19 protein-coding genes are annotated in these 18,362 nt (G+C 46.0%); 13 read left to right on the top strand and 6 right to left on the bottom strand.

Annotation, left to right across the window (positions count from 1 at the left end):
* Positions 1 to 5 precede the first annotated feature (5 nt).
* Entirely contained in the window at positions 6 to 449 is a 444-nt protein-coding gene (locus GT360_RS10685; protein WP_164648839.1) for a DUF411 domain-containing protein, read from the bottom strand.
* Entirely contained in the window at positions 436 to 3,153 is a 2,718-nt protein-coding gene (locus tag GT360_RS10680) for a heavy metal translocating P-type ATPase (RefSeq protein WP_164648838.1), read from the bottom strand. Before GT360_RS10680 ends, GT360_RS10685 begins: the two co-directional genes overlap by 14 nt.
* Positions 3,154 to 3,639: 486 nt before the next feature.
* Here GT360_RS10680 and GT360_RS10675 point away from each other — a divergent pair, with 486 nt between their 5' ends.
* From GT360_RS10675 to GT360_RS10660, 4 genes are all read left to right on the top strand, one after another.
* Complete coding sequence (locus GT360_RS10675; RefSeq protein ID WP_164648837.1) at positions 3,640 to 5,034, top strand: OprD family porin; 1,395 nt, start codon at positions 3,640 to 3,642, stop codon at positions 5,032 to 5,034.
* A gap of 58 nt (positions 5,035 to 5,092) precedes the next feature.
* Positions 5,093 to 5,458 (top strand): DUF2799 domain-containing protein, encoded by a 366-nt coding sequence (locus GT360_RS10670; protein ID WP_164648836.1) that lies wholly within the window; start codon positions 5,093 to 5,095, stop codon positions 5,456 to 5,458.
* Between the two features lie 135 nt (positions 5,459 to 5,593).
* On the top strand, positions 5,594 to 7,021 hold the full coding sequence (gene gltX / locus GT360_RS10665; RefSeq protein WP_164648835.1) for a glutamate--tRNA ligase: 1,428 nt from the start codon (positions 5,594 to 5,596) through the stop codon (positions 7,019 to 7,021).
* A gap of 180 nt (positions 7,022 to 7,201) precedes the next feature.
* Positions 7,202 to 8,152, top strand: a complete 951-nt coding sequence (locus tag GT360_RS10660) for an OmpA family protein (protein WP_164648834.1) — start codon at positions 7,202 to 7,204, stop codon at positions 8,150 to 8,152.
* Positions 8,153 to 8,253: 101 nt separating this feature from the next.
* On the opposite strand, the gene GT360_RS10655 is transcribed toward GT360_RS10660, so the two are convergent.
* Positions 8,254 to 9,387 carry a flagellar assembly protein FlgT gene (locus tag GT360_RS10655; RefSeq protein WP_164648833.1) on the bottom strand — a complete coding sequence of 378 codons (1,134 nt, stop codon included), beginning with the start codon at positions 9,385 to 9,387 and terminating at the stop codon, positions 8,254 to 8,256.
* A gap of 137 nt (positions 9,388 to 9,524) precedes the next feature.
* Here GT360_RS10655 and GT360_RS10650 point away from each other — a divergent pair, with 137 nt between their 5' ends.
* Both GT360_RS10650 and flgP read left to right on the top strand, forming a co-directional pair.
* Entirely contained in the window at positions 9,525 to 10,160 is a 636-nt protein-coding gene (locus GT360_RS10650) for a FlgO family outer membrane protein (RefSeq protein WP_164648832.1), read from the top strand.
* 18 nt (positions 10,161 to 10,178) lie between these two features.
* Positions 10,179 to 10,613 carry a flagellar assembly lipoprotein FlgP gene (gene flgP / locus GT360_RS10645; RefSeq protein WP_204274569.1) on the top strand — a complete coding sequence of 145 codons (435 nt, stop codon included), beginning with the start codon at positions 10,179 to 10,181 and terminating at the stop codon, positions 10,611 to 10,613.
* 82 nt (positions 10,614 to 10,695) lie between these two features.
* Here flgP and GT360_RS10640 read toward each other — a convergent pair whose 3' ends face one another.
* The 3 genes from GT360_RS10640 to flgA all read right to left on the bottom strand — a co-directional run bounded on the left by GT360_RS10640 (position 10,696) and on the right by flgA (position 12,342).
* Complete coding sequence (locus GT360_RS10640; protein WP_164648830.1) at positions 10,696 to 11,121, bottom strand: flagella synthesis protein FlgN; 426 nt, start codon at positions 11,119 to 11,121, stop codon at positions 10,696 to 10,698.
* A 42-nt stretch (positions 11,122 to 11,163) separates the two neighbouring features.
* A complete protein-coding gene (gene flgM, locus GT360_RS10635; protein ID WP_164648829.1) occupies positions 11,164 to 11,475 on the bottom strand; it encodes a flagellar biosynthesis anti-sigma factor FlgM in 312 nt (103 codons plus the stop codon).
* A 165-nt stretch (positions 11,476 to 11,640) separates the two neighbouring features.
* Positions 11,641 to 12,342, bottom strand: coding sequence for a flagellar basal body P-ring formation chaperone FlgA (flgA, locus tag GT360_RS10630; protein ID WP_164648828.1), 702 nt, complete (start codon positions 12,340 to 12,342; stop codon positions 11,641 to 11,643).
* Between the two features lie 116 nt (positions 12,343 to 12,458).
* Here flgA and GT360_RS10625 point away from each other — a divergent pair, with 116 nt between their 5' ends.
* From GT360_RS10625 to GT360_RS10595, 7 genes are all read left to right on the top strand, one after another.
* A complete protein-coding gene (locus GT360_RS10625; RefSeq protein WP_164648827.1) occupies positions 12,459 to 13,385 on the top strand; it encodes a chemotaxis protein CheV in 927 nt (308 codons plus the stop codon).
* A 9-nt stretch (positions 13,386 to 13,394) separates the two neighbouring features.
* A complete protein-coding gene (locus GT360_RS10620) occupies positions 13,395 to 14,222 on the top strand; it encodes a protein-glutamate O-methyltransferase (RefSeq protein WP_164648826.1) in 828 nt (275 codons plus the stop codon).
* A gap of 284 nt (positions 14,223 to 14,506) precedes the next feature.
* Positions 14,507 to 14,902 (top strand): flagellar basal body rod protein FlgB, encoded by a 396-nt coding sequence (gene flgB, locus GT360_RS10615; RefSeq protein WP_164648825.1) that lies wholly within the window; start codon positions 14,507 to 14,509, stop codon positions 14,900 to 14,902.
* Between the two features lie 4 nt (positions 14,903 to 14,906).
* Positions 14,907 to 15,323, top strand: a complete 417-nt coding sequence (gene flgC, locus GT360_RS10610; protein WP_164648824.1) for a flagellar basal body rod protein FlgC — start codon at positions 14,907 to 14,909, stop codon at positions 15,321 to 15,323.
* A 13-nt stretch (positions 15,324 to 15,336) separates the two neighbouring features.
* The gene (locus GT360_RS10605; protein WP_164648823.1) at positions 15,337 to 16,047 is read left to right on the top strand and encodes a flagellar hook assembly protein FlgD; all 711 of its coding nucleotides are present in this window, start codon (positions 15,337 to 15,339) and stop codon (positions 16,045 to 16,047) included.
* 31 nt (positions 16,048 to 16,078) lie between these two features.
* Positions 16,079 to 17,377: a flagellar hook protein FlgE gene (gene flgE, locus GT360_RS10600; RefSeq protein ID WP_164648822.1), complete on the top strand. Its 1,299-nt coding sequence runs from the start codon at positions 16,079 to 16,081 to the stop codon at positions 17,375 to 17,377.
* A gap of 218 nt (positions 17,378 to 17,595) precedes the next feature.
* Positions 17,596 to 18,345: a flagellar basal body rod protein FlgF gene (locus GT360_RS10595; protein WP_164648821.1), complete on the top strand. Its 750-nt coding sequence runs from the start codon at positions 17,596 to 17,598 to the stop codon at positions 18,343 to 18,345.
* Positions 18,346 to 18,362: the final 17 nt, after the last annotated feature.

Below are 18,362 nucleotides of genomic sequence, written 5' to 3'. Positions count from 1 at the left end.
TTATGTTATTGATTACCCCCGTAACGATTGAATTCGGCGACTTGTCCGGCGTCGTTGAACACGTAAACCACGTATTCATGTTTGGTATCACCATACTCCATACCTGGAGAGCCAAGTGGCATCCCAGGAACCGCAAGACCTTTTGCCCCTTTAGGTGGGTTGGCTAGGAAGGCTTCAATATCTTGGGCCGGAATATGCCCTTCAAACACATAGCCATCAATTTCAGCAGTATGACAAGATGCCAGCTCTGGCGTGATGCCCAAAGACTGTTTGATGTTGAGCATGTTGTCGTGCAGCTTCTCTTCAACGGCGAAACCGTTCTCTTGCATATGTTCACTCCATCCTCCGCAGCATCCACAGTGAGGGGATTTGTGGTTGATGACGTTGTTCGCTAATGCTGATGATGAGATGAGAATCAAGCCTATAGTGGCCATTTTAGCTAGCTTCATTATTGTTTTCCTTATGCTTTTCTCGAGGGGAAAAGTGTCTCAAGCGATTGGCGTTACTGACAACTGTAACGGAGGAGAGCGCCATTGCCGTGCCTGCGACAACAGGGCTGAGCAATAACCCAAATGTTGGATAAAGTACCCCTGCAGCAATCGGGATGCCTAGAGTGTTATAGATGAATGCGCCAAAAAGGTTCTGCTTCATATTTTTTAAGGTCGCTTTGGCGATATCGATGGTGGTCACCACACTCAGTGGTGAGCTATTAAGCAGAGTTACTTGCGCACTTTCAATCGCGACATCACTCCCAGTGGCCATCGCGATACCGATATCAGCGGTGGCGAGTGCGGGGCCATCATTGATGCCATCTCCGATCATTGCTACACATAAGCCTTCCTCTTTTAATTGACGAATATGCTCAGCTTTTTGGTCAGGAAGTACTTCTGCTATGACGCTGTCGATCCCCAGTTGATTAGCGATACTCTGTGCGACGGCATGGCTATCACCCGTTAACAGCACCGTTTTGATCCCTTGCTGGTGGAGCGCTTGAATCGTTGGCTTTGATTCAGGCTTAATGGGGTCAGATAAACCCACAAGACCCACAACTTGTCGTTCGAGCACGATGATAATCGCCGTTTGAGCCTGGCTTTCGGCTTGTTGTAGTTGCGCTTGTATTGGTTCAAGTCGCAGTTTTTGCTTGATTGCAGCGCTCGGTGATAGAGCTTGTATATGCTTTCCTTGATGGTAAGCGCTCACTCCCTCGCCGCGTTGGTTCTGAAACTTATCAATATCGGTGATAGTGATGGATTGCTGTTGCGCGTAATTAACAATGGCTTTGGCAATTGGATGTTCTGAGTGAGCTTCGAGAGAAGCGAGGGCAGTGAGTATATACTCACCCTCTTGTTCAGTGGTGTAAAAACGCTGAACTTCAGGTTTACCTAATGTCAGCGTGCCTGTTTTATCAAACACCACCGTGTTGAGGTTACTAGCCTGCTGAAGAGCATCTGCATCTTTGATTAAGATACCGTGCTCTGAGGCTTTGCCGATCCCTACGGTGACTGACAGCGGCGTTGCTAGACCTAAAGCGCATGGGCAGGCGATGATTAACACCGATGTAGTAACAATAAGGGTATAGCTCCACTGTGGCTCAGGTCCAACTAAGAACCACACCATGCCGGCAACAAGTGCAATCGCGACCACGACAGGGACAAACACTGCTGAAATTCTGTCTGCAAGTTTCGCCAGCTCTGGTTTACTGCTTTGTGCTTGACGTACGAGTTCAATAATCTGTGACAGCTTGGTTTGCTGGCCGAACGAATGCGTTGTGATATCAACACTACCATCTTGGTTTACCGTCCCCGCTGATACTAGATCTCCGACAGATTTATTGACAGGGTAGGGTTCACCCGTAAGCATGGATTCGTCTACGTAGGATTCACCACGACAGACTTTGCCATCAACCGGAAACTGTTCACCTGGTTTAACTCGCAAAATCATCCCTGCAGAGACGTGTTCGATCGAAACTTCGATTTCTTTACCATCGAGAATTTGGGTTGCCGTTTTGGCTTGCAGGCTCAATAGGGCATTGAGTGATGCACGGGTTTTTACCTTAGCTTTCGCTTCAATGTAGTGGCCAAGCGAGATGAGGCCAATGATCATGGCGCTAGCTTCGAAGTAGACGTGCCTTGCTTGCTCAGGGTAGATAGCTGGCGCAATAACCACAAGCATTGAATACAACCATGCAGCGCCAGTGCCAAGGGCCACCAAGGTATCCATGGTGGCGCGTTTATGGGTCATCGCCTGCCAAGCATGGGTGAAGAAGTGTTTGCCTGCGTCGGCAAGGAGCCATAAGCAAACTAAACCGATGACTCCCCAAGCCCATTGATCTTGGCTATGACGGATCATCATATTGCCACCGAATACGCCCCATAACATTAAAGGCCCACCGAGGAGAAGGCCTTGGATTGCACTACGCTTATGCAGCGATACTTGCTCTTCAACCATAGTATCCAGTGCTTCACTGGTATCTGACATCAATGGCTCGGCAGAATAGCCTGCATTGACAACGGCATTGATCAGTGGCTTTTCATCCACTGGTTTATCGAGCCACACAATTGCAGACTGCTCCGATAGATTGACTTGAACCTTTTTCACATACGGCACAGATTCAAGGGCGGTTTCAACCGAACGGACACAACTTGCACAGGTCATTCCTTTGATGAGAAAACGTTGAGTAGAATGACTGTCAGCTGAGACAGCGACTTCCCCCTGATGTTGTTGAGTAACGTTTTGAGTCTCATTGTTACGCCTACCGTCTGTCATTGCTTTTGGCAATGTCGCTTGATAGCCACAGCTCTCTACTTGCTCAATAATGGTTTCAATACTGTGGGCGGACACCAGTGTCAGTTCGGTCTTGGATACCTGAATATTTGCATTGGATGGATCTTGCTCTAATGCAGACTTGAGCTTGGCAACACATCGGCCACAGTTGAGGCCTGAGAGCGCTAATTGATAGCGATGCCCAACGAGTTTATCACTGTGCTCAGCGATGGCGTCAACGATGGCTTGCACAGAAGAGGGGGAGTCGATCACTAGCTCTTTAAGGTCAAGGCTTACGATCGTCGTATCTGGCAGCGACTTGATACCCGAACGAATGTTGTTTAAGCAACCGTTGCAACGAGCTTGTGAAATAGGTAGACGATAGTGCATCAGAACAACCCTAAAATGAGACGAGATATCTGCATCATAAACCTTCCCCTTACGGCAAGGTCAAATGCAAATTAACGGTTTTAACGATTAATTGTTGTGCCTTTTACTCTAGGCAGAATGCGACTTGACTCAAATTTTTGCTGAAAGTTCATTTTGTACGAAAAAAAACGATCTCAAATCAGGTTTATCGCTCTCACATTCCTTACTTTATTTTAACGATTTTGTTGCGACCAAGCTCAAATTTGATGTTTTTATCTCCTTTTTTATTTTATTTAATATATTGATTTTTATGGCAATAAAAATTGGTTCCATTTTTATATTTGAAGTGGATCGCATATAGCCCTCTGTTGATTTTCAAGAAAAAAAAAGATTGTCATATTCAACTCGTCCATAGATAACGCATCGCTCATTAGACATTGGGTTCTAGAGATTTGATGAGCGATGAAATTTAAAAATCCAACACGAACATGGAAAGGGTTGATTACAATGAAAACGACATTTAGACAGTCACTCGTTGGCGCAGCAGTGTTAATGGCGGTAGGTTCGATGGGGGTAGCGCAAGCTGCAGATCCTCTCGGCCCTCAATATTCAAAAGCAGCAACCGAGTTTTTTGAAGACTCGACCTTCAACGGTGCTATCAACTTCTGGATGCGTGACCGAACGCGCGGTGACGTTGATGATAATGGTAATGATGTTGGGCGTAAGCCAAATCTCGACCACGGGTCAATGTACATTGGCTTAGGCTTTAGCTCCGGCTATATCGCCGACACGGTCGGCCTAGATTTAAACGCCTATGCAACGTTTGATATGTGGAATAATGCAAGCCCAGACCATGAGATGAATTTTTGGGGGGTGAATAACCCCTATGACCAGACACCAACGGGTACAAGTGGCTGTTCAGGAACTTGGGATTCCGAGTGTACTGACAATGGCGCGGCAATTCAGACCGCGGCGCTGAAGTTCAAGTTTGGTGACGATTTCCGAGCTAAGGCGGGTTACTTCCAACCAAGTGTTCCAAGCGCAATGGGGGTAAACTGGTCTTTTGCCGCCGGTACATACACTGGTGGTGAGTTTGGTGCGACATTCGGTGATTTAGATTTAGGTGTGGTTTATGCCACAGAATATCGTGCACCATGGTTTAAGCACAGTTACGAGTTCCGTGATGGGCAAAACAAGGATGCAGGTGATGCATACTCAATCGGCGGTGTGTATCGATTTAATGACAACACCTCATTGGATATTGCTTATGCAGGTTTAACCAAGGGCGATCGAAAGAATGCGCACATTAAACTGAAACATAACACTGCAAATGGATGGTATCTGTCTCCGCAAGCATACATCGTTGATGATGAAGATCAGTTCGACAGCACCGCTTATCAACTCGCTTTCCTTTCTGCGAAGTCGGTAGGGCAATATAACTTCCGTCTAGAGTCTACTTACACCTCAGCAGATTCCGGTGATAAGAGCAGTGTGGGTAACATGTCTTACCGACTAACTGAAGTCTACGGCGGCTCAAATGGTGCTTATGATATTTGGTGGAACAACCGCTCTGATTTTAACCACGATGGTGAAATTGGCTTCTTTGGTCAAGTAAGTCGTGACTTCAGTGACTGGGGCGCACATGGTTTCTCAGCAGGTATTAACGGTGTGTATGCATTTGGTGCGGAAGCCGAAGGCTTTGATGAGCTGGTGGAATACTCTGGTAGTGTGTTCGCGAACTATGCGATTCAAAGCGGCGCACTGAAAGATGCGGTGTTTGGTGTCTACTTCACAAGCTACGTGAACGATTCAAATGCGCCAAACTGGACGGGCTACACCAACGGCTTCCAAGATGAGAATGACCTGAAAGTGACCTTAGTTATTCCTCTATCGATTAAGTAACAACTATCTATTTACACAGCGAGGCCTTTTAGGTCTCGCTTTTGTTGTTGAGGTGATTATGCGACGTATTTGTTGTTTTGCAGCCAGTACAGTCTTGCTTGGCTGTACGCCATTACAAGGTGAGTTCGACCCATTCCAAGTCGGATTCCAAGATGGGAGTCGAGGGCTGAGCCAACGCGCGATGAAATCTGTCATGAGCGAGTCAATAGATGGTGATGAAAGTGCACAGGCCTACGAGTTATACGCTAGCGGATTTCAACAGGGTCGAGCGGAGTTTTGTCAGGTGAAGAATGCCTATGCTTGGGGGCTGAAAGGAAACCGCTATCAAGATCAATGCAAGGGTCGTGCTTCCGAGCCGCAATTTCGTTACGAAGTCGAAAGAGGGTTTCAGCGTTATCTTCAACCAGAGGATTTGGCAAAATAGCTGGGTATAGCGACATTATTTTTATTTGAGCAATAACGCTCCGTTGTAGTCCTTAACAAGGCAATGCTAGAATATGCCGCAAAGTTTGGCTTAAGCTAAATTCATGGCGAAGTCTATTAATAAGGTAACTATTTCATGACGGTTAAAACTCGTTTTGCTCCTAGCCCGACCGGCTATCTTCACGTTGGTGGTGCGCGTACTGCACTTTACTCTTGGTTATTTGCGAAAAACCAAGGTGGTGAATTTGTTCTTCGTATCGAAGACACTGACTTAGAGCGTAACTCACAAGAAGCCGTGGACGCTATCTTGGAAGGCATGCAGTGGATGGGTCTTGAGTGGAACGAAGGCCCTTACTTCCAGTCAAAACGTTTTGACCGTTACAACGAGATGGTAGACAAACTTCTTGCTGAAGATAAAGCATACAAGTGTTTCGCATCGAAAGAGCTACTTGACGAGATCCGTGCTGAGCAAGAAGCAGCAAAAGAGATGCCGCGCTACGATGCGAACCATCCAAAAATCGTTGCGGCGAATGCAGCTGCAAAAGAAGGCGATGCATTTGTTATTCGTTTCCGTAACCCGAAAGAAGGCAGTGTCGTATTTGATGATCAGATCCGTGGTCGCATCGAAATTGCAAACAGCCAGCTTGACGATCTCATCATCCGTCGTACTGATGGCGCACCAACCTATAACTTCGTTGTCGTCGTGGATGACTGGGACATGGGTATCACACATGTTGTTCGTGGTGAAGACCATATCAACAACACCCCTCGTCAAATTAATATCTACGAGGCTCTAGGTGCTCCAGTACCAACATTCGCTCACTGTGCGATGATTCTTGGTGATGATGGTGCGAAACTGTCTAAGCGCCACGGTGCTGTCTCAGTGATGCAATACCGTGATGAAGGCTACCTACCAAATGCGCTAAACAACTACCTTGTGCGTCTTGGTTGGTCTCACGGTGACCAAGAGATCTTCTCACAAGAAGAGATGATCAACTTGTTCTCACTGGATGCGATCTCAAAGTCAGCATCAGCGTTCAACACTGAAAAGCTGCTTTGGTTGAACAACCACTACATCAAAACATCAGAGCCTGAGTATGTCGCTGAGCACCTACAATGGCATCTAGATAACCAAAAGCTGAACGTAGAAAACGGCCCAGCTCTGACAGAGGTTATCAAGCTGGTGGGTGAGCGTTGTAATACGTTGGTTGAGCTGGCAGAGCAAATTCGCTACTTCTACGAAGACTTTGCAGAGTTTGAAGCGGGCGCAGCGAAGAAACACCTAAGAGGTGTTGCTAAAGCGCCTCTAGAAGCTGCGTTGGCGAAGGTAGAAGCGCTTGAAGAGTGGACAACGGTTAACATCAAAGAAGGTGTCATCGCTGCTGTTTGTGAAGAGCTAGAAATTGGTATGGGTAAAATCGGCATGCCACTTCGCGTTGCGGTAACGGGCGGCGGCCAATCTCCATCAGTTGATGCGGTGATGGAGCTGGTTGGCAAAGAGCAAGTGATCGCTCGGATCAAGATGGCACTAGCATTTATCGCTGAAAGAGAAGCGAATGCGTAAAGCATCGAGCTAATAAAAATTATAAAGGCCGCAGCAATATGCTGCGGTTTTTTTATGTCTCGGAATAGTAACTAGATGGTTTTTCAGTAGAAAAAATTTCACAATTTCCCATCAAAGCCAAAAAGTGCGTCCTATACTTTTGTTGATGCCTAATTCATAAAATAACGAGGGACGTGAATTATGAAAAAACTAGCAGTGGCAATTTCAGCAGCAGTGGTGCTGTCAGCACAACCAGCATTGGCCGATTTCTATGTCGGTGCTAAGGCGGGTAAATCTTGGTTAGATAGAGCGTGTACGAGCTCAACTGTCAATTGTGATGATGAAGCAAATCATTTTGGTGTTTTTGCTGGTTATGACTTCTTTGACTACTTAGGTCTAGAGCTAGGATATGATGATCTTGGAAAGCACACGGTACCGTATTTAGATGATGAACGAGTGTCTGCTTGGACGCTAGCACCGAAATTTACGTACCACATCAATGATCTTTGGGGGGTATATGCAAAACTCGGTGGTGCTTATGCTGACATTGGCAGTGAGAATGATTGGTCATATTTAGGAGCTGCGGGTTTAGAGCTTACTCCACACCCTAAAGTTGCGGTTAGGTTAGAGTATCAAACTCTGACAGACTTGAGCTTTGAAACACTTCGTGCAGAAGGTAACAGTGCAACGTTAGGTGTACTTTACAAGTTTGGTGCCTCTGAGCCGGCCGTTGTCGCTCCGCCACCAGAGCCAATGCCTGAGCCAGAACCAGAAGTGAAAACCATGAAGCACCAAACGGCTAAAATGGGTGAAGAGACCTTTGCACTTAACAGTGCAGAGCTAACAGAAGCAGCGCAAGCGGATATTGATAAGTTGGCAGCGTTCCTCAATAAATACCCTCAATCTAATGTAGAGCTCATTGGTCACACGGACAGCTCTGGCGCTGCAGACTATAACCAGCAACTCTCCGAAAAACGCGCGAATGCGGTCGCAGATGCGTTAGTTGAGCGTGGTATTGCTTCAGAACGTATCACTGCGAGCGGCGTTGGTGAAAGTGACCTAGAGTATGATGAAAGCACGCCAGAAGGTCGTAAGAAAAACCGATTTGTTGAAATCATTGTTCCGGAGTTTGAGTATCAGGTCGAAGAGTAATCTGAGGTTTGGTTTAAATGGATGAAGAAAGCTCTGCTAGCGCAGAGCTTTCTTCATTGTGGGATAACTTTTAGTCGTATTTGCTCTATTAGCGATGGTTGTTAAAGCTCTTTATGCATCACATCGCCAATTTGAATCGCACCGGCAAGGTCAGGTTGATCTACCGTTACTTCAGCCTCTTGTTCGTATACTCGACTCACGGTCACGGTAATGTTGCTTTGAGATACCTTATTTCTTGGCAGTCCGTGCTGGTCGATGAATGAGCTTGTATGCCAAAGCTGGAGCTGTTCACCTTTCTCGACTCCGTGAACACGACCTAAGTCGATGGTCAAATTGTTGCCGAATTTAGCGACTACTTGTGGCAACGTCATTTTACACGACAATTCAGATTCAAGGTCGAGCATAATGTTACGACTGAGCCTTAGCATCATGTCACCATAGGTCGATGCCCAAAACCGAGCACTACGGGTATCAACCTGACTTGTACGAGAAAATGGCCAGCGAGCAACTTCTCGGTAGTTTTGCTGGTAAATTTCATGTCCCGTTTTACCGTCATAGACTTGGATCTCCAAGGCAAATTGACGATTGATGATGTCATCTTTGAACACCTTTTCGTCTACTGTCGCTGTCAGGTCGGTAATTGCGCCAGCGACAATGTAATGTGCGCCAGTATCTTCGGCGATCATTTTGGTTCGCTGTGGGAATGTGCGGCCAATCTCATAGTTAGTCGTACCTAGGGAAACAAAGCTTAGGGACTCTTGTCCCAGCTGACGGCTAATGACCTCAGAGAAATCTCGACCAAGATTATAAACTTGCCCCATAACAGCTTGCTGCGGGCTTGCAATATCGAAGTTACCAATTAAAAAGGTCTTCTTGTATTGATCTACACGGCAAGTACTTGCCGATGGGTAGATATCGATCTTAGCTTTAACCTGCATGACTCCGCCGCGAACCTTTTGTTGCTCGATGAGGATGGTTCTAACTTCATGGCCGGTAAACTGATATTCCTTTCTGTTGCTTTCAAGGAAAGGAGTCAGGTTGCTAATACTGCCGATATCCGCTCCGGCAAAACCAACGGCACGATAGATCGCATCCTCTAGCGCATGAATCCTTGCCACCTCATCAGAGGAAACAACCGTTGCCGTTCCAGTGACTTCATACCATGCCGCAGAGGCTGGAAGAGCGCTGGCAACTACGCAAAGGGTTGATAATAAGTAAGTTGCGATCTTTTTCATGGATAACTCTTATCTTGGTATATAAATTGCTTTTGCTAACTGGAGTTCCTAGGCAGCGGCATTAGCGTATAGAGACAGCGTTAATAAAGCAAAGAGTGTTCCAGCTTTTGCTTAGAGAAGAACAGGAGATGAGAGAAATGAAAAAGTGGTTGACGCTAGTACCTGTCACATTACTGACTGCTTGTGCTTACGCGCCGATTTATAACGGCAAAGAACCCTACAGTGGTTCTCAGTTCATGTTAATGGACAGCCCTCGCCATACACTCGATTACTTTATCGATAGTATGACGGAAGACTTAATGGTTTCGAATACCAGTGTGACTGCACGCACGCCAGTGGCGGTGACATCGTTTGTTGACCTACAGAATATGGATACAACCAATTGGTTGGGGAACTCTGTGTCTGAAGGTTTTATTCATCAGTTTCAGCGTCGCGGTTTTAAGGTTGTAGACTATAAAACCACGGGCAGTATTCAAGTGACTCAGGAAGGCGACTTTGCTTTCAGCCGAGATTGGAAAGATCTCTCTCATGAGCAAGAAGTTCAATATGTACTGACTGGCACTATGCTTCGCCAAGAAGGTGGTGTGATGATCAATGCACGTGTGGTTGGCATGCAGTCACGCATTGTCGTGGCAACGGCTCAAGGCTTCTTACCAGCCGATCGTATTGGTCGCGATCTGGATACATTGAACTCGATCCGAACACAGGATGGGGTGCTGATTCGTTCCGATCCAACGATGACCCAACCTTACACAGTGACATTGAGACCATAGGAGATAACAATGCGCAATATGATCCTAGCGGTTTTCATCAGTGTCGCTACCTTTATTATGGCGGGTTGCCAGCCGCTCTCACCGATGCACGACGACCGTTTTTTAACGGCGGTAGGTTACGCGAGCGTTAGCGAGCAGACAGGTAAGAATGTCGAAGAGCAACAGGTTCGCGCGATGCGCGCATCTAAAATTGATGCCTATCGTGAATTAGCAGAACAAGTGTACGGCATGCGCGTGAGTGGTCGTGCTGACTTGACCGATCAGAGACTAGGCACAGAAACAACGTCTGGTGCGGTTGACGGCGTGATTCGTGGTGCTGAAGTCGTTCGTAGCTATAAAGTAGGTGATAGTTATGTCACTGAGCTGCGTCTCGATGTTGATAAAATGGAACGCCTACGTGACTACGGTGAAGTTCAGCAAGTACCAGAAAAAAGACGCCAAACGCTATTTTAAAATAGCCATCCTCTCTCTGTTCTAATTGAAAACGGCACTTCCATAAAGTGCCGTTTTTTTAATGCTAACTCTCTGCGCTAAATTAGGCTTTTAGACTCGTTCCCAATGTGGATAGGGTGTGTGTGTGTCCATCGGCATTGTATGTCATGCCAATTTTACCCTGACTTTGCTGCATGAGATTGTTAAGTCGATTGTAACTGAGTTGCGCTCTATCTAAAGCCTCACCATTGAGTGTGTTCTCTTTTTGGCAGGCGCTCATTGTTTGATTGATCTGGTCCACCAAGCTAGTTAGGTTTCCATCTTGCTTTAGCTCAGTGACATCAGGGTGCTGACCAATACGTTCATCCGTAGAGCGTATCTGTTCAATCAGCGTCAATTTTGCCTTGGCTAGCTTCTCTATCTCTACAGAAATTCGAGAGGCGATCGCGGCTCTCTCTTCGATAAGAAGTGCATTGAGGTCATGAGCATTTTTGAGTTGAAACTCAACGAGACTAAGTAGTGCGGCCATAAGTTACATCGTTATTTGCGATTCTCGAGCAGTATGACTCGTTTAGAAGCCGCCAAGCTCATCTTCGAACTTAATCATATTATCAGCCAGTTTTTCAGGGTCGACTGAGTAAGAGCCATTCGCAATCGCTTCTTTGATGGCAGCAACTTTTGCACTATCAAAACTTGGTGATTGAGCCATGTTGGAATGCATTGCTCCTATGTCTTTACTTTGTTGACTGAGCGATACAGAGTCTTGCGGTGTTTGGTTGACACTGCCGCTCTGTGAAGATTGTGTTGACGAATCAGAACGTTGAGCACTCCGTGTCGTGCTTGTCATCGTTTGACCCGAACGAATATTGTCGATACCTGCCATATCAAAGCCTTATATTAGATGGAAATCTGTGTACCCTTACTATCGACAGCAAGCTGATAAACTTTAGTGCTTTTTTGCAGCTTTTTCTGATAAGGGTTTTCGTCACTTACTGTATCTTAAGCGACCAAGTTTACTATGCGACGCAGTCTATATCGTCACATATTGTTAAAACTGAACAGAAACTTCACCGATTCCCGATACACTAGCATCAATTATACGATTGGATTTGTTATTTTTCACCCTGATTTGCTCACCCAGTGACCCGTCAGAAAGTGCGGTGCCTTTGGTGGATATCACCATACCATTGCGTTCAGCAAGGATCATGACCTCTTCATTGCGGCATACGACACACACATCTCCACGCTCGATGGTGCTGCCTGCACGGACAGAACGTTTGACTTTTGAACCGACGACTTGGTCAATATCCGTAAAGCCTTGGCGGCGAGAACGGTTAACATCGATGTAAGAAACGGTGACATCACCACTGGAAATAAGATGGCCGCGAGCAAGGTTCGTAAGGGCGGTGACTTGCGGCCCTGTGGTGACAATCCGCACTGGGACGTAAATACGCCAAGCGTCTTCAGGGCACTCGACCAGTACCGTCATGTTGGTGGTGGAGCGGGTATTATTTGAGGAAGCGACTAAGCCCGTGTAGCAATCTGTGGCAAAGACACGAGAGTCGATATTTCCCGCTCGAGCCTCAATGTTCCCGCCTTCTGATGGAATAACTCTATCTAATACAAACTCTTCAGCCACATTCCTAATCGCATCAATTTGCTCCGGTGTTGCTGCTTGAGAAAAAAAGCTAAAGAAAGAAACAAAAAAACCGATAAAAATGTAAATACAGTTAACTAATTTTCTACGCATGAATATGGTGCTGGCACGTTAATATGAATAGAATATACCACTCTGCTTCATAAGGTTCGATCCTAGCGTGCAGTATAAGACCATATTTTGTGTGATTTTGAGATGGAGAAGAGCTTATGACCGGCGTTTTGGATACGGTTAACCAGCGAACGCAACTTGTTGGGCAAAACCGCCTAGAACTTTTAACGTTTCGCCTGATGGGAAGACAACGCTATGGCATTAACGTGTTTAAAGTAAAAGAAGTTCTTCAATGCCCGAAGCTCACTTCTATGCCAAACCTAAACCCATTGGTGAAGGGTATTGCTCATATTCGTGGTCAGACGATTTCAGTGATCGATTTGAGCCTGGCCATTGGTGGCAGACCGACAACGGATATAGAAAAGTGTTTTGTGGTTATCTCTGAATTTAACCGCACTATTCAGGGCTTCTTGGTTTCCTCGGTTGAGCGTATTATCAATATGCATTGGGAATCGATTCTGCCGCCGCCGGATGGCGCGGGTAAAGCAAACTACCTGACAGCGGTAACCAACATTGATAATGAGCTCGTAGAGATCCTTGATGTCGAAAAGATCTTAGCGGAAATTGCTCCGGTCGATGAGTCAATGGACTCAACAATTGGAGAAGAGATTGCCCAAGCGCAAGCAGAAAAAGAAGTGGTTCGTCGCATCTTGATTGCTGACGATTCAACCGTAGCTCGTAAGCAAGTTCAACGAGCAATTGAATCGATTGGTTTTGAGGTTGTAGCGGCAAAAGATGGCAAAGAAGCCTACCGATTGCTTCAAGAAATGGCAGCAAAAGGAAAAATTAGCGATCAAATTTCATTGGTTATTTCAGACATCGAGATGCCGGAAATGGATGGCTACACTTTGACGGCAGAAATTCGTCGAAACCCAGATCTAAAAGATCTATACGTTATCCTTCACTCGTCTTTGAGCGGGGTGTTTAACCAAGCGATGGTCGAACGAGTAGGAGCGAATTCATTCATTGCGAAATTTAACCCAGATGAATTGGGTAACGCAGTGAAAACAGCACTGACAGTTTAAGAGCTAATAATGACAACAATTACCATCGGTGAGCAGGAGTACAAAGACTTCTGCCGCTTTTTAGAGGCGCAGTGCGGCATCGTCCTAGGGGACAGTAAGCAGTATTTAGTGAGAAGTCGCTTAAGTCCATTGGTGGCGAAGTTTAAGCAGAACTCAATGTCCGATTTACTCCGAGATGTGATCTCCGGTCGTAATCGTGAGTTACGCATTGCGGCAGTGGATGCGATGACAACAAATGAGACGTTGTGGTTCCGGGACACATACCCATACACAGTCTTAGCAGACATGCTGTTACCAGAGTTGGCGGCAAACAAGCGCCCAATTAAAATTTGGTCATCGGCAAGTTCATCGGGTCAAGAGCCATACTCAATGGCGATGACAGTGTTAGAAACTCAGCAGCGCAAGCCAGGTCTATTACCCAGCGTTTCAATCACTGCGACAGACATTTCACCGAGTATGTTGGATATTTGTAAGTCGGGCGTTTACGACAATCTTGCATTGGGTAGAGGTCTGTCGCCAGAGCGTCGCAGAGCTTTCTTCCAAGACGTGGGTGAAGGTAAAATGAAGATCAATGACGCGGCGAAGCGCTTGGTCTCTTTTCGTCCACAGAACCTAACAGAAAGTTATGCATTGTTGGGTAAGTTTGACATTATTTTCTGCCGTAATGTTTTGATTTACTTCTCCCCAGAGATGAAATCAAAAGTGCTTAACCAAATGGCGAATAGTTTGAACCCTGGTGGTTATTTGTTATTGGGGGCTTCAGAGTCTTTGACGGGATTAACGGACCGCTTCGAAATGGTACGATGTAATCCAGGCATTATCTATAAGCTCAAATAATGTGTTTTTGATAAAAGGTCGAGTCTAACTCGACCTTTTTTATTACGTCGAAGTTAAGGCTGCTAGATCGCTAAAGGCGGCGCACTGTCCCTTGAGGGTTTATACTTTTAGCAGCAGTTTTGTTTTGAATACCCAAAGTGGTTAGTGACATTCCAGCTTTTTCGGGTGTTGGAACAAAAATTGCTGTCTAAACGTAGAGAACGAAACGAGTCCAATCATTTGTGGTATGGATATTGCTTCGTTCTTGTTACTGGCGGTCATTTATTACGAGTACAGAGGACGACATGGCTATTTCTTTCAATAATGCACTAGGCATCCACCAACATACGGTGGGCGTACGTGAGCGCAATGCAGAGGTTATCTCTACGAATATCGCGCAATCGAACACGCCTGGCTTTAAATCGAGAGGAATGGACTTTGATCGTGCATTGAAGGCGGCAACATCGGGGGCAAGTTTTGGACTAAACCGTACCGATGGTCGGCATATCTCTGCCTCTACTCGTGTGACAGGGGAAATGAAGTACCGCACGCCTACTCAACCAGATACTGGTGACGGCAATACGGTTGACGTTGATTTAGAGCGTAATTTGTTTATGCAAAACCAACTGCGTCACCAAGCATCACTCGATTTTTTGGGTAGTAAGTTCAAGAATTTAACCAAGGCTATCAAAGGGGAGTAACTAGATGAGTTTATTCAATGTATTCAATGTGACAGGTTCCGCAATGAGTGCTGAGTCGGTTCGTCTAAACACGACCTCAAGTAACTTGGCAAATGCTGACAGCATCAGTAGTTCAGCGAAAGAGACGTATAAAGCTCGTCACGCTGTTTTTGGTGCGGAATTGAACAGGGCTCGTCATAACCGCGATCACAATGTACCTGTTAAGGTGCTAGGGATTGTGGAAAGTGATAAGCCGTTAAATGCGGAGTATAACCCTGACCATCCATTAGCGAATGAGGAAGGCTATATTTACAAGCCGAATGTCAATGTAATGGAAGAGATGGCTAATATGATTTCAGCTTCTCGTTCTTATCAAACGAACGTACAAGTGGCTGATGCCAGTAAACAAATGCTGCTGCGAACGCTGCAGATGGGTCAATAGTAGGAGATAGCGTATGGCTGGAATCAATAATCTTGGTGGTCAAAGTGGCTTGTCCTATGTTGACCAGCTTAAAGCCCTGCAAGAAGAGAAAAAGCCAAATGAAACAACAGGTAAACAGGATTTAAAACAAGAAGACTTCTTGTCCCTGCTTACGAAACAGTTGGCTCAGCAGGATCCTTTTAAGCCGGTCGGCAACGACCAGATGATCGCACAGATGGCATCATTTGCGACGGTTGATGGTATTGGTCAAATGAACTCTCAGTTTGAAACGCTGAATACGTCAATGACCTCAAACCAAGCACTACAGGCTTCTACGCTTGTAGGTCGTGACGTTCTTGTTCCTGGCGCAGCTGGGATGAAGCAAGAAGATGCGGGTATGGCGGCAATGGTGAAACTCCCTCAAGCGATAGATGGGCTGTTTGTTCGTATTGAAAACGAAATGGGACAGCTCGTGAGTACCTTTGAAGTAGGAGCACAGCCAGCAGGCGATAACCGTATCGAATGGGACGGCAATGATGATAACGGTAACCCATTGCCTGGCGGCAAGTACAGAGTGAAAGCCTCTGGCTTAATGGATGGCGAGAGTCGTGAGTTTGAAGTTTCAACTTATGCAAACGTCAACAGCGTACTTCTCGGCAAGGGTGATGGCAACGTACTGCTCAATCTGGCTGGCTTTGAGTCGCCAGTTCGACTAGCTGAAGTACTTGAAGTTGGCAATGCGTAATTGCGCTGGCTAGATTAGGAGAATTTTTGGAATGTCATATGTAGCTTTGAGTGGTTTATCTGCTGCTCAATTAGACTTAAACACAACCAGTAACAACATTGCGAACGCCAACACGTTCGGCTTTAAAGAGTCTCGTGCTGAGTTTGGTGATGTGTATTCTACATCACTATTCACGAATGCGAAAACAACCCCAGGACAGGGTGCACAAGCACAGAAAGTGGCACAGCAGTTCCACGAAGGGTCTAGTATTTATACTAACAACCCGCTTGATTTGCGTATTCAGGGAACGGGCTTCTTTGCGGTTGCCAAAGAGAAGTTTATTCCTCAGCAAAATGAGCTGACACGTAATGGTGCGTTTCATATCAACAAAGACAACTATATCGTCTCCTCAAACGATCAGTTTCTTTTAGGTTATGATGTGAATCGTGAGACTGGTGAAGTACTGTCTTATGAGCCGGGTCCACTGAATATTCCGCCAGAGTTTGGCAAACCAAAAATGAGTTCAAACATTGAAGTGGGTGTAAACCTTCCTGCGAATGCAGAAACGAAAAACCCACTCATGTTTGATCATACTGATCCAGATACGTATAACCGTGCAACATCTTCGACGATCTATGACTCGATGGGGCAAGCTTACAAGCTGACGACTTACTACCTGAAAGATCAAAACAGTCCGAATACTTGGCAGAAGTACTACACAGTCACGGATTCAGCAGGTGAAAAGCCTGTCGACATTCAGAACGGTGATGTTACCACCCCAACGGGTCATGTTGGTCACTCAATGACGTTTAACAACGATGGTACTCTCGATACTATCAACAGCGGAAATCCAGTGATTACTGAACAATTGGGTGCTGCGGGTGTTGACCTTAACGGTGCTGATCCTGCGCAGACGTTGAATTTTAACCTGCAAGAGTCAACTCAGTTTGCCGCGCCATTTGAAATCACTAAGATGACAGACGACGGTGCTACAACAGGCTTCCTGACTAAGATTGACTTTGATGAGTACGGTAGCGTCTTGGCAACATACTCTAATGGTGAAAACGTAACGCTTGGCCGTGTCGCTATGGTACGTGTACCTAACGAACAAGGTCTTGATAAGAAAGGCGGCACACAGTGGGATTCAACGCAGTTCTCAGGTGACAAAATCTGGGGTGAATCTAACAAAGGTTCATTCGGTAGTATCAGTAACGGTACACTAGAGCAGTCAAACATCGATATGACGCAAGAGTTGGTTGATTTGATCTCTGCGCAACGTAATTTCCAAGCAAACTCACGCTCATTGGAAGTTCATAACCAGTTGCAACAGAATATCCTACAGATCCGCTAATGCAACTTGAGCTTAGTGCTCGACATTAAGTTCGCGATTGTCTTGGGTTAAACGAGCGGCAATGCTTGTTTAACCCTGTTGCCGCTTTGCCCCCATGGCAAAGCCCATCCTTCTCTATTTTCTCCTTCATGCCCACTAAACCAATGAAATATTGAGTTTAATTTTTTGGCACGTCATTTGCTTTCCTACAATTATCTTTGATTGTTAGGACTGTATTTATGGATCGTTCACTGTTTCTCGCCATGAGCGGCGCAAAGCAAAATATGCAGGCAATGCAGCTGCGAGCGAATAACTTAGCTAACGTAAGCACAACTGGCTTTCGCGCAGACTTAGCGCAAGCACGCTCGATGCAAGCGTACGGCGAGGGTTTGCCAACGCGTGTGTTTAGCATGACTGAACGCCCAGGCCACAGTTTTAATCAAGGTAGCGTGATTACCACAGGTCGAGATCTCGACGTCACCGTACAAGGTGATGGCTGGATATCTGTTCTAGACAAAACGGGTCAGGAAGGTCTGACTCGTAATGGTAACCTGAACGTCAGTGATACCGGGTTACTTATGAACAGTGCCGGTCAGCTTATTCTCGGTGAGAATGATGCTCCTATTACGTTACCTGTTCCCATCAGCAAAGTTGAAATCGGTACCGATGGCACTGTGTCGGTTGTCCCTCAAGGCGCACCCGCAGACGCACTTGAAATTGTCGATCGAATTAAGCTGACGAATACCAACAATCAATCCCTATTTAAAGATACTAATGGCCTATTTAGAGCCAAAGATCCCAATCAAATTTATGAAGCTGATGCGGGCGTGACACTGCTTAAAGGCGCTATTGAAGGCAGTAATGTGAACGCAGTAGGCGAAATGACCAGTCTGATTGACTTACAGCGCCAGTTTGAAATGCAAGTCAAGATGATGAGTACCGCAGAAGAGATGGACAAGGCGTCCGACTCTCTACTACGCAGCAGCTAATTAGGAAGGTAGGAGAA

The sequence above is a fragment of the Vibrio astriarenae genome (assembly GCF_010587385.1).
GTDB classification, from domain to species: Bacteria; Pseudomonadota; Gammaproteobacteria; order Enterobacterales; family Vibrionaceae; genus Vibrio; species Vibrio astriarenae.
Note: the sequence above shows the minus strand (reverse complement) of the source record. Positions and strands in the feature narration are given on the sequence as shown.